Source organism: Exiguobacterium sp. s149, from assembly GCF_018618395.1.
Lineage (GTDB): Bacteria > Bacillota > Bacilli > Exiguobacteriales > Exiguobacteriaceae > Exiguobacterium > Exiguobacterium chiriqhucha.
This window is the reverse complement of sequence record NZ_JACSLZ010000009.1, coordinates 57,348-69,566: the sequence shown is the minus strand read 5'-3', so window position 1 is coordinate 69,566 and position 12,219 is coordinate 57,348. Positions and strand designations below refer to the sequence as shown.

Annotated in this window: 11 protein-coding genes and 1 CRISPR repeat array; of the genes, 1 reads left to right on the top strand and 10 read right to left on the bottom strand. The window is 46.8% G+C overall.

Features of this window, described 5'->3' with window-relative positions; all coding sequences use genetic code 11:
* Window positions 1-5: 5 nt before the first annotated feature.
* The 5 genes from KNP81_RS12170 to KNP81_RS12150 all read right to left on the bottom strand — a co-directional run bounded on the left by KNP81_RS12170 (window position 6) and on the right by KNP81_RS12150 (window position 4,208).
* The gene (locus KNP81_RS12170; RefSeq protein ID WP_214720133.1) at window positions 6-455 is read right to left on the bottom strand and encodes a WapI family immunity protein; all 450 of its coding nucleotides are present in this window, start codon (window positions 453-455) and stop codon (window positions 6-8) included.
* Between the two features lie 2 nt (window positions 456-457).
* On the bottom strand, window positions 458-1,006 hold the full coding sequence (locus tag KNP81_RS12165; RefSeq protein ID WP_214720132.1) for a hypothetical protein: 549 nt from the start codon (window positions 1,004-1,006) through the stop codon (window positions 458-460).
* Window positions 1,007-1,044: 38 nt separating this feature from the next.
* The gene (locus KNP81_RS12160; protein WP_353048092.1) at window positions 1,045-1,827 is read right to left on the bottom strand and encodes an ABC transporter substrate-binding protein; all 783 of its coding nucleotides are present in this window, start codon (window positions 1,825-1,827) and stop codon (window positions 1,045-1,047) included.
* A 348-nt stretch (window positions 1,828-2,175) separates the two neighbouring features.
* A complete protein-coding gene (locus tag KNP81_RS12155; protein WP_214720131.1) occupies window positions 2,176-3,189 on the bottom strand; it encodes a LacI family DNA-binding transcriptional regulator in 1,014 nt (337 codons plus the stop codon).
* A gap of 146 nt (window positions 3,190-3,335) precedes the next feature.
* Window positions 3,336-4,208: a TetR/AcrR family transcriptional regulator gene (locus KNP81_RS12150; protein ID WP_214720130.1), complete on the bottom strand. Its 873-nt coding sequence runs from the start codon at window positions 4,206-4,208 to the stop codon at window positions 3,336-3,338.
* A 154-nt stretch (window positions 4,209-4,362) separates the two neighbouring features.
* Between KNP81_RS12150 and KNP81_RS12145 the strand changes: the two genes are divergently transcribed.
* The gene (locus tag KNP81_RS12145; protein ID WP_214720129.1) at window positions 4,363-5,862 is read left to right on the top strand and encodes an MDR family MFS transporter; all 1,500 of its coding nucleotides are present in this window, start codon (window positions 4,363-4,365) and stop codon (window positions 5,860-5,862) included.
* A gap of 117 nt (window positions 5,863-5,979) precedes the next feature.
* Window positions 5,980-7,326: a CRISPR direct-repeat array (repeat unit 32 nt; unit sequence ATTTCAATCCACGCACCTACGTGAGGTGCGAT).
* 180 nt (window positions 7,327-7,506) lie between these two features.
* Here the strand turns inward: KNP81_RS12145 and cas2 are convergent.
* The 5 genes from cas2 to cas8c are packed head-to-tail and all read right to left on the bottom strand — an operon-like array spanning window position 7,507 to window position 12,209.
* Window positions 7,507-7,797, bottom strand: a complete 291-nt coding sequence (gene cas2, locus KNP81_RS12140) for a CRISPR-associated endonuclease Cas2 (RefSeq protein ID WP_214720128.1) — start codon at window positions 7,795-7,797, stop codon at window positions 7,507-7,509.
* 9 nt (window positions 7,798-7,806) lie between these two features.
* Window positions 7,807-8,838: a type I-C CRISPR-associated endonuclease Cas1c gene (cas1c, locus tag KNP81_RS12135; protein WP_214720127.1), complete on the bottom strand. Its 1,032-nt coding sequence runs from the start codon at window positions 8,836-8,838 to the stop codon at window positions 7,807-7,809.
* Window positions 8,835-9,494, bottom strand: coding sequence for a CRISPR-associated protein Cas4 (cas4, locus tag KNP81_RS12130; RefSeq protein WP_214720126.1), 660 nt, complete (start codon window positions 9,492-9,494; stop codon window positions 8,835-8,837). Before cas4 ends, cas1c begins: the two co-directional genes overlap by 4 nt.
* Window positions 9,484-10,338, bottom strand: coding sequence for a type I-C CRISPR-associated protein Cas7/Csd2 (cas7c, locus tag KNP81_RS12125; protein WP_214720125.1), 855 nt, complete (start codon window positions 10,336-10,338; stop codon window positions 9,484-9,486). Before cas7c ends, cas4 begins: the two co-directional genes overlap by 11 nt.
* Window positions 10,335-12,209 carry a type I-C CRISPR-associated protein Cas8c/Csd1 gene (gene cas8c / locus KNP81_RS12120; protein WP_214720124.1) on the bottom strand — a complete coding sequence of 625 codons (1,875 nt, stop codon included), beginning with the start codon at window positions 12,207-12,209 and terminating at the stop codon, window positions 10,335-10,337. The genes cas7c and cas8c overlap by 4 nt, the downstream gene beginning before the upstream one ends.
* Between the last annotated feature and the right edge of the window lie 10 nt (window positions 12,210-12,219).

The window sequence follows — 12,219 nt, the reverse complement described above, 5'->3', positions numbered from 1 at the left end:
TTCAATTACAGATCTCGAATCGGATATGCGTCGGCGATTGCCTGTAACCCTTCCAAAAAACGCGTCACATTGCTCACAGACGTCTCAAACGTGAACGCAAGCTCCTCAGATTCCCCTTCAAGCGGATGTTCGACATATCCCTTTACCGTGACCTCATCCCCATCCGTGTCCCTCCTCGTCATCATCAAGCGGATATACGGTTCTGTCGGTTCGAACTCGACTTCTTGCATGTCACCGGCAACGAACGACTCGAACACCGGTATGTAGTGAGCCACGAGCAGGCTGTCGAGCATGACGTCATCGAATGTGATGCGATGGTCCGGCGTATGAAGCCCGACCCAGTTGCGATGCCAGGCCGCGTCATGGATGTTGTCGGCGTCCGGATAGGCATAGGCGTAGCTTTCAATCGTTACATCACATGACTCATCTCGTGACATCAGTTTGGCGATGGGCATCGTTATCCGTCCTTCCTGAGCGAATAACCGTCAATCTCCTGTAGACGCATCCGTTTCTGATCGACGGCCGCATGGATGATAACCGTCACGCCTGGATTGAGTTCCATCATCTTCTTGATTTTCGTCAAGTCGTCGCCTTTGATCTCGACCGGCAAGACGAACTCGCCTTCCTTCAAATGAATAAACTTGATTTTTCCTTTGTCGTCATAGCCTGTCACTTCGTACGTCGCATATTCACGTTTCATCAACATCTCCCCTTCTTCCGAATCAATCTCCACACCGAGATCACAAATTTCCCGTTCAATCCGTTTGTCCCGTTCCATCAGTCCTCTCACGCCTAAAAAAGAAGAGAACAACACAATAAAGATCATGAGGACATTCGAATAGACAAACCCATAGAGCAAACCGTACATGAACCAGCACAGCAACGACATCATCATAAGCGTGGTCGTCTTACCCTGTTCCCGCTCTTGATCCGTTCTATGGTGTGACGCCATCATCCGTTTTCCTCTCCATACTTCATACGTTCCCCGCTTGAATCGGTTCCACACAAAAAATCCACCCCTGTAGCGGCAGGGATGGATCCAGCTTACGCCTCGACGCTATCCGCGTGTTTGGCTTTCTGGTCCGCGATGACGCCTGCGTACCATTTCGCGCTGTCTTTCAAGACGCTGTGGAGACCCCATGTCGGAAGGACGTAAGAGAAGACTTGTGTTTCCACTTCTTTGCCGTCTTCTTTCACTTTGATCGGCTTCGACATCCCTTCGAACCAAGATGGTGACCATTCTGGAGCGAGTGCCGTGTATTGTTTCTCACGAAGTTCTTTCGCGTAGTCCATGTAGTTGATCTTGTCTTCTGTCAACACGAGTTCGTTCTTGTCGTTTACCCATGCTTCTGGGTTTGCGCCTTGTGAGAACCAACGAATCGCGCCTTCGTCCGGGAACATTTTGTAGCCTTTTTGCTTCATCTTCTCTGCAACTTCGAAGATGCCGTCCATCGAGCTCATCATGTTGCCGATTTCAGCCGGATCGTCCGTACCGAGCACTTCTTTCGCTAAGCTACGTTTGTAGTAGACGCTACCTGGTGTCGTTTGCCAAGAAAGCGCGCGCACGTTGCCATCTTTATCTTTCCCGAGGTCGAAGACGTAAGGGATGTAATCGTCTGAGATATCGTCGACGTTATAAGGCTCGTCTGAAAGGTTTTCCCAGTATCCTGCGTCAACCCATTGCTTGAGGAACGCGATTTCTCCTGTGAAGACGTCCGGTGCCCCAACGCCGCTTTCAAGTGCCGGCTTAAGTTTTGTCGGATAGTTCGCGATTGGAACGATTGTCAATTCAACCTTAACGCCGTTCTTCTCTTCGTATGTTTTGATTGGCTCTTTAAGCTCGTCCGTGAACGACCAAACTTTAAGTACGTCGTCTTTGCCGCCTGTCGCTTCTGAAGATCCTTCGTCGTTTGAGCACGCGCCTAAGACGCCGACTGATAGTGCTCCGATCGAGAGTAAGCTGACTAATTTTTTCGCATGTGTGAACCCATCCTTTTAAGTGTTTTAGAAAGCGTTTACAATAAGAGGTAATAATTTGTCGAAAGCGCTTTCGAAAATATTGAAATAAAATATCGAAAGCGGTTTCGATTTAGGGTGGATGATTTTCGAAATCGCTCTCTTCTCTCCATTCCGCTGAAGCGAACAGAGCGACTTCGAAAGATCATCGTGACTTGTTTACTTTTTAATCGGTGCGCATGACGCCCGTTCAATCAAGCGGACTGGGATGACGCGTCGTTCCGTGCGTCGTTCTTTGGCCGTCATCTGTTCAATCAACAGCTCGGCCGCCGCCTCTCCGATTTCGTCCGTGTCTTGCCGGATTGTCGTCAGTTTCGGCGTGATGTACTTGATCATCTCGATGTCATCGTAGCCGATAATCGAGATGTCTTCCGGGACCCGGAGACCGTGTTCATGGACGGCTTCGATTGCCCCGATTGCCATTTGATCGCCTGCCACAAAGACAGCCGTCGGCGGTGACGCCAATTGTAACAACTTCTCCATCGCCTGCTTGCCTTCTTCGACCGAGAAGAACCCGGCGTTCACCAAGTATCCTGGCTGAATCGGCAAGTCGAGCGTTTGCATGGCGAGCTCGTACCCTTTCACCCGGGCCGCTCCAGCGTCAATCGACGAATCTCCGGCGATATGTGCGATGGCGCGATGGCCTAACTCATACAAGTAGTTCACAGCCATGCGGGCCCCTTCCGCGTTGTCCGAATAGACGACGCTACAGTTGGCGCTGTCCATATCGACCACGACAATCGGGATGTCGCTTTGCATGAGTTCTTGTACTTGTTCATCCATCCGGTCCGAGCAAATGACGACAATGCCGTCGACCGCTCGGTGTTTGAAGTGCTCGAGGTAACTCATGTCGCGGTTGCGGAGGTTACGCGAGGCGAAGATTAAATCATATCCGTGTTCCTCGGTGGCGTGACGGAAACTTTCAATGATGCCATTGAAGAACGGATGCTTCATTCCGACTTCGTTCGCTTCTGAGAACATGACCCCGATCGCCCACGACTTTTTCGTCGATAACGACTGCGCGTGCGCGTTCGGCAGATAGTCCATCTCAGCCGCGGCTTTTAATATTTTGGCTCTCGTCTTTTCGCTGACGTCTTTATAGTTATTCAACGCTTTAGAGACGGTCGTAATCGAAAAGCCCGTTTTTTTTGCTAAATCATAAATCGTACCCATGTCAGTCTCCTCTTCCCGAAAGCGCTTTCGGTAATTTGATTGTAGCGCACGAATTTGTAGGAATCAATTCTTTTTCGTGGAATATTTTGAGATTTATTTTCGTACCGTGTTTCTTCTATACTACTGCATCGACCTACTTTTTGTCGTCAGTGTGTTCGTGTATACAGCCAAACGAGATTCGTAAATTTCTGCACTTCCGTCTCCCCGGTCACGCCTTTAAACAGACGTTGGAACGGTTTGAGCAATTGCTCGATGACGATTTTCCGGAGCCGGTCTTGGTGCAACTCATACGTAATCGCCTCAAACAAATCCTCTTGTTCTTCAGTCATCTTGACATGCGCGTGAATTCGTTCCGCCATCTCAATCAATTCGTCTTTCGTGACGAGATTTTTATCGGTCGTCCCGCGCATTTGATCAACTGTGACCGGGTTTAGAATGTGCTCCCCTGTCTCGATCATACGGTTTGCCATCAGTTCCACGTAAGCGTATAAGTTTCGCACCAACTTTTGAATCGAGTACGCCGTATTCGTGATGCGGAGCGTGAACATGACATGCTGTAACATCCCATTGAAGAGTACGGTCAATTCGACCGAATACGGACGAATCGGTTCGCCAATAATCTCAGTCAAACGCATCGCGAGCCACTCAATCTCATAGACGCGATGTTGCAAGACTAGCTTCTTCAACTCTGGCTCGTTTGCCGACATGATCGACTCGAACAAGGCGTGCAAGTTCCGCTCTTCATTCAATTGAATCAAAATCGAGATCTGTTCAATGAAGACGTCCTTGTCCCGTTTGTCCCGTCCCATCTGCATCTCGATTCGGCGTTGGCCGGCGTCATAGCGCAAGTTTTCGAGAATGTTGGCGACACAGTCCGTCTTCGAGGCGAAATAGTTGTAGAACGTCCCTTTCGAGATATTGGCCCGCTCGATAATTTCTTGAACCGACGTCTGCTGCACCCCGTTCTCGATGAACAGGTTCATGGCGACATCAGCGACTTTGCGTTTCTTATCTTTCATAGAATCATGGCTCCGTTCTGCTTGTTTTGTACCTTAAGTATATCATTTTGAACTGGCAGTACAAAATGGTTGATTTATTTGTACAACGGGTATAAAATCATCACATCGACACTTACTAGTATATAACTATTCAGAACATAAAGGAGCAACTCGTATGAAACCAGAATTCCAAAAGAAACCGCCGTACCTCATGCTCGCGGTTCTCTTTGCAGGGGCGTTCATCGCCTTCCTGAACAACTCATTATTGAACGTCGCGCTCCCATCGATCATGGTCGACTTAGAAATCGCCGACTACTCGACGGTCCAATGGCTCGCGACCGGCTTTATGCTCGTGACGGGCGTACTCGTCCCGGCATCGGCCTACTTGATCACCCGGTTCTCAAACCGGAGCCTCTTCATCACGTCGATGGCGATTTTCGCTCTCGGGACGGCCATCGCCGCTTTCTCTCCGAATTTCGGTGTCTTACTAGCCGGTCGGATGATTCAAGCGGTCGGGGCGTCGACGATGGGACCGCTCTTGATGAACGTCATGCTCGTCAGTTTCCCGCGTGAAAAACGTGGAACGGCGATGGGGATTTTCGGTCTCGTCATGATTTCAGCACCAGCCATCGGTCCGACACTCTCGGGCTACATCGTCGAATACTACGACTGGCGCGTCTTGTTCGAGATGATTCTCCCGCTCGCCATCATCGGGCTCGGGCTTGCCATTTGGAAAGCCGAGAACGTCATGGTGCAAAATAAAGAGCAATCGCTCGACTATCTATCGCTCGTCCTATCGACAATCGGTTTCGGTGGCGTCTTGTATGGTGTCAGCTCAGCGAGTTCGGATGGTTGGGATAACCCAATCGTCTTGACGACGATGATTGTCGGATTCGTCGCACTGATCGCCTTCGTCATCCGTCAGCTCAACATGGAGAAACCACTGCTCGACCTACGGGCATATAAATATCCAATGTTCGCGCTCGCCTCGATCATCGCGGTCGTCAACGCCGTCGCCATGTTCTCGGGGATGATTTTGACACCGGCTTACGTCCAGAGCGTCCGCGGCATCTCACCGCTCGACTCGGGGCTCATGTTGTTACCGGGTGCGATCATTATGGGGATCATGTCACCGATCACAGGGAAACTGTTCGATAAGTTCGGACCGAAGTTACTCTCGATCACAGGTCTCACGATTACCGCGATCTCGACATACATGCTCGCCAACGTCCAACTCGATTCGACGTACACGTACATCGTGACGACGTACACGCTTCGCATGTTCGGGATGTCGATGGTCATGATGCCGATTTTAACTAACGGTCTTAATCAGTTGCCAACGCATCTCAACCCGCACGGGACTGCCATCAACAACACTGCCCAACAAGTGTCGGGTGCGATCGGTACGGCCATCCTTATCACCGTCATGAACTCGGTGACACGGACCGAAGCCGAATCGCTCATGACCGGCGTCGACCCAGCGACACTTACCGAAAGTGCGATGGGCGCATTGACGCAACAAGCGTTGCTCTCAGGGATTCAGTATTCGTTCTATGTCGCCCTCGGGATGAATATTTTGGCGCTCGTCCTCGCCTTCTTCGTGAAACGGGTCGATGTACGAAACCTTGATTTCAAACAAGAAGATATAAACAAAGAACTGAAACGCGCAAACTAAACAGACAAGAAATTAATGTACGGGAAAATGGACGAGTCTCTTCAGAGGTTCGTCCATTTTCCTGTATAACGATGTAAACCATTTAAAAATGTCAATGCTTATGGTACCGATCATGACTTTTCAATCCACGCACCTACGTGAGGTGCGATTGTAAGTAATCCCTCGGGAAACGTTTTCCAGTTGATTTCAATCCACGCACCTACGTGAGGTGCGATAGCGTCAATCAGCCAATTGACAATACCAACCAAAATTTCAATCCACGCACCTACGTGAGGTGCGATTCGACCGAACCTGTCGAACCTGTTCCAGATGGTATTTCAATCCACGCACCTACGTGAGGTGCGATTGTCGGCGGACAGAAGTTCATTCATAAACGCATCATTTCAATCCACGCACCTACGTGAGGTGCGATGTTGAGGATGCCGTCGTCGCCGAGAGCGGTTTCATTTCAATCCACGCACCTACGTGAGGTGCGATCCCGATGTTTGTTTGATTATGCGATGACGAGGTATTTCAATCCACGCACCTACGTGAGGTGCGATGAGCGGTGATGATGCCACCGAACGCACCGACCAATTTCAATCCACGCACCTACGTGAGGTGCGATGCTTTCTGACGTTCTGCATCCATACGTGGACGGTTATTTCAATCCACGCACCTACGTGAGGTGCGATGGCGCTCGAGTTATCTTTTCGGGGGTCAAGACGGCATTTCAATCCACGCACCTACGTGAGGTGCGATAACAATGATTTATTTTCCGGAGCACTTTCCGAAGATTTCAATCCACGCACCTACGTGAGGTGCGATCCCTTCCAGTTGCGGGTCATGCCGGGCGCTAAGGATTTCAATCCACGCACCTACGTGAGGTGCGATCGAATCTTTTGTTGCGACATATGACAATGTCGGTTATTTCAATCCACGCACCTACGTGAGGTGCGATGTGCTCCGAAAGCCATTCCTCAGCGACCACGGAATTTCAATCCACGCACCTACGTGAGGTGCGATTGACGACATGTGGCATCTGGACCATGGCAAACAATTTCAATCCACGCACCTACGTGAGGTGCGATGATCACTACAATCGGCGAAGATGTATCTATGATATTTCAATCCACGCACCTACGTGAGGTGCGATTTGCCCGGTAGTTGATCATGGTTGCACCTCATTATTTCAATCCACGCACCTACGTGAGGTGCGATTCGCTTTCGCGAGTTCGGTCGCGCATTCGTTTTGATTTCAATCCACGCACCTACGTGAGGTGCGATAACTTTTTTTGGTTGATATGTAACAAATGCAAAGAATTTCAATCCACGCACCTACGTGAGGTGCGATAATAATAGAAACTACCATCGTTAGAATGAAGATATTTCAATCCACGCACCTACGTGAGGTGCGATCAGGGCTTACGAGACGGCTTCCTACGAGCGAGCAATTTCAATCCACGCACCTACGTGAGGTGCGATAGCCGATTCCAAATAAAAAACCAACTAAAAATAAATATAAGAAACAATATTATCCTTTTTAGGATTCAAACCTTGAAAACCATTAGTCTCTTGTCTAGGAATATGCTGAAAAAATGGTGCGAACCTTTCTAGAAAATACTGTGCACTACATGTTCGCACTCACTAAAAACAACTTCCCCTTTAAAAAATGAGAGGTCCTTCCAAATCCAAAGATTCTTTTGCTCCATAATGCTCCACTTTTGTGGCATGTTGATTACCTAAACGATAAAATCGGAGACTGTCTTTATCCGCATCAACAATATCTTTTAACTTCAACTTTAACGCTGTAAATTCAGTTTGATCAACGATGCATTCAAACACACTGTTCTGTACGCGCTGACCGTATTGCTGACAAACTTTCGCAACTTGTCTAAGCCGCTTCGTGCCTCCAGGTGAAATGGTATTCACATCATACGTCACTAAAACGAGCATATACATCCCTCACTTGTATAGGAAAGTTGGATATTCTTCTAAGTCCCCACGCAAATGCCTGGCCAAGAGCAACGCTTGTGCGTAAGGCACGAGTCCCCACATCATTTTTTCTTTTAAGTAAGGATGCTGAATCATCTCCTGCTTTTTCTTCTGCCAGGAAGAGAGAAAAACTTTACGTCCTTCTTCCGTCATGAGTACAGCTCCGTTCTCCTTCTGAATAAAATGCTTCGCTTGAATGACTTTCATATTGATTAGCGAAAGTACGAATCGATCTGCATAAATTCCGCGAAGCTCTTCCATCAAATCAAGCGCCAGCGAAATCCGTCCGGGACGTTCTCGATGCAAAAATCCTACATATGCATCGAGTCCGACTGCTTCGAGGGCAGCTCCAGTATCCCTCGCTAATAAACTATAGGCGAATGACAACATCGCATTCACGCGATCAAGCGGTGGTCTTCTCGAACGTCCCTTAAACATGAAATCTTCTTTTTGTTGAAGAATCATGTCGTCAAACAGTTGGTTGTAATGAACCGCTACTTTCCCTTCAAGTCCTCGCAATCTCTCCAAATCTTCACATTCCCGGATTTCAATTAGTTTTTTTGAGAAATATGCGGAGGTTTCTTTAAAACGCGTAATATCAATTCGCATCGGGTAGTCACGAGTCATCCTTTCGAGTATCCATTTTTGGTTGTACACTTTCCCAAGTATGAAGTTCCTTGCAAGTCGCGAAGATTGGATTTCACAGTCAGATTGGCGATATTGAGTTTTACGCAACACGACATTGCCTTTACTTTCTCCAATGACACGTGCTAAAAATCGACCATTCTTTGTCATAAACGTCAAAGGTACATTGTTTTCAGCGCAATAGCCCATTAATGCAGGACTGGCACCGGTATACCCGAATGTAACGATTCCTTCGAGATTGTGGAGAGGCACTCGACCTAGAATTTCGTCATCCTTCTTTACGACTATATTCCCGCCCTCAAGAGCAAGGTATGCATCCGATTGGTTTACAAATAGCGTATTTAGCATCTTTTTCAATCCCGAAGCCTCCTCTCCATATACTCACTAACACTTTCTCGAACCATCAATTCTGGTAAACAAATATTTTGGAGCGAACAGCTTTTACAATGCGGCCCAGTTCTTACCTTCGGAGTGTGTCGCCGTTTATAATAATCACTCATTTTTTTAATAATTTCTCTCACTTCATACTTTAAGGTTTCCGATAACAGTACAAGGTGACGATGCTTCGTTTCGTTATAATACAGATATCCCTCAGTAATTCGACATAAGAACATTTCTTCAAGACAGATTGCTTGCGCAGCTAACTGAAGCTCGTCTTCTTTTCCTACTTTCGGCTTCCCTCGCTTATACTCGATTGGAACTGGACGATACAGACCAGGGTTCCCATATAAAGAAACCCCAGCCGAATCCTCGACGAATTCAACGACGTCACATTGTCCACTGATGTTCAACGCTTCTGACTTGATTGCCATCCCACGTACAATTAGTCGATCTTTCCTTTTTTCGCGCACATGCGAATCATCCGCTTTTTTATGCAAATGCTGTCCTTCAACAGTTCGAGTGTTTTCTTCCCATTGTTGTTCGATGTGGATGAGTGCCCACTGTCTCGGACAAAACTGAAAATGTTGAATGCCCGACAACAACAAATAGGAATCGTCTTGTTTATAATCCATCCAAAATTTCAGGCTCTAAACCATCAAGTGTAGCAACATGAATTTCATAATCCGAAAAATCTTTTGGTTCTTCTGTCGTTGGTTTTATTGAGATGGACCGATGTACTTTCGCAGATGAATATTGTCCTAATTTCGAACTATGTTCCCACCAATATACTTTATGCACTTCCATACTTCCTTCTGGGCGAGCCGAAGAAGCATCATTCTCAAACAGTGACACTAAAACCTGTTTTAGTTTCTCAGCATCCTCTTTCGTAAAATTTGTCTTTTCGGCAAGTTGCGTATTGATACTTCCGTTCAATACATAGACTCCATGATCGACGCGATGTTTCATTCCCATCGTGTCAGAGCCACGTTCTTTGCCGCTCTCAGAGTTCACACTTTTCGTAATCTGCATACTCGTAATATCGATCGGGGCCACACTCGTTGCCGTGTGTATGGAGACAGGGCCACGCACACCAATGGACACTCCAGATTTCTCCCCTTTGAAAGCAAACACCTGACCAAACGAACGGACGTCCATCCATGCTGCACACGCTTCTTGTGCAAATTGCTCTCCCATCCCTTTGCCCTTCATCAACTTCTTTAATTCTTCATTTCCTTCAGCGCGATCCCGCAGACTCTCATAACTATCTGAACGACGATCATTCGATTGTACAAAAATCGACTCGCCCATATCTTGGAGACGGTTCCGAATCTTACGTTTAATGGCGACATCTGAAATCTCGCCGTACCCATCATAGTTTTGACGAGGACGGTTACCGTTGAGCGGATCCCCGTTCGGGTTTGCTTTAGAAACAGACAGAATGACGGTAAAATCGATTTTGTGATCTAGCACGTTCATGCTTCAACACTCTCCTCGTTAGATGAATTTGTTTCTTCACGTTTTTGGTACAATTCATGTCGCTGACTATAAAAACCTAAAAGGTACTTACCAGATAACGGTTTGTTCGTAAAATCACTCGGATCAAGTTGTGATCCTACCTCGTCAATCAATTTGTTAATGTAGGTCACTTTCCCACCAAGTTTCGCTTGATATGGTTGAAGTGCACTTTGAATCGTCATCCATGTCCGTGCAGGATTTTGAGAAAATGCGTTCATGTAACGAATCGCGTTGGTTGAACGATTTTCTTTCCCTAATGCTTTCCGCTCCAAATAGTCAGCAAGTGCTAATAATCGTCCAAATAAATAATCTCGATCTTTTAAATTTGAATCTAATGCCACATTCATCCCTTCTTTCTTGTTAATCATTCCACAGGCGATTTGTAACGTTTTCTCCCACTCCCATGCTTCTATCCCCATCGGATTCGATGCTCGTTGAATTAAACATCGGCGAACATCATCTGGTACGACACGCCCGTCCACTACACACGGAATCAGTCTTTCCACAGTGGCCTTTATTAGTTTTTCGTTAGTCCGCGGACCGTAGGACGCCGTTGCGATATCGTGCAAAGATGGCGCACCGATGAAAACTCGACGTTTTTTCTCACGATCAAAGTAAACGTATTCCCATGGATGTTCGGTGTGCCAGGATTCGAGTCGATTAAAGTATTGTTCTTGATCGAATGAACGATAGTACAAAATCGCTAAGCGTCCTGTCGTTGCCGCGTCCAGTATTAATATGTTCACTGTTTGTTGAGGTAATTTTCTTTTATAACCGATAAGTGCGTCAGAAAATGCTCGTGCACCGTCTCGGTTCGTATCGAATACTTCTTTCTCCTCCACATCGTTAAACAACGCAGCAAGTGAAAAAGTCGAATCAACCGCACTTGGCATTTCGGTCACTTGGCTCCCCCAGACAAGAAAGACACGTTGATCAATCAGTTTCCCTTGTCTTTGAATAAGCCACTTAAGTGCATTGTGTGCTTTTTGCGATACTTCGTAACTAATCGTCGCTGCTTCAGAGGCTTTATCAAAGCGGCCACGATATGTGAACCCACTACTGTCGTTCGCTGAGATGAGCTTTGCTTTAACTCCAGCATTACGGATTTTATTCGCATGTTTGGTGGAACCAACTTTTTGTTCTCCCGTTACAAAACATAATGTAGAGTCCCCGGCCTGTTCAGCATAGTAAGCGATAAAAGATTGATAAAACTCTGAATCATGCCATGGTTCTTTATAAAGCTGTTCTGATGAATGAACATGAAAACGTATAAACGCTCCTTCCATTCCACCGGTAACTATGGAGTAGATTTGCGGCTTGTCTTCTTTATCCTTCCACGTCCATTTCAACGTGCCATCAGTCTCTGTAAAAAGTACTTTCTCGTTCACTAAATCTTCAATGAGTCGTCCCTTTTGTAGATACGTGTAGATACTCTTCAACCGATCAAATCCATGAGAGGATTCAGACCATTTTTTTAGATTATCAATGTATACTTGATGCGCATTATCTTTTTTATACACTCCGCCAAATGCTTCATAATCTCCAGCCACATAAGGTAATTTGTCATGTAACGGATACGGGGCTATCACACTCCCTGCTCGACTAGATGAATCTTCGGTGCTTGGAATTAATGTATTTCCGCCCCCCTTCTCAATCACTTCAGCCGTGTGGAATTCGCCATTTGGGGTTATGTTGACAGTTATGTGAGCTGTTTGTGTCGTATGAGAAATCGGAAGCAACGTGAACGTCTTTCCTTCCCAACGACTTTCTGATTTACCTACTTCATCGAGATGTTGATTGTATGTCTCGTATAGCTGTTGCCAAACGCTCATGCCATCACCT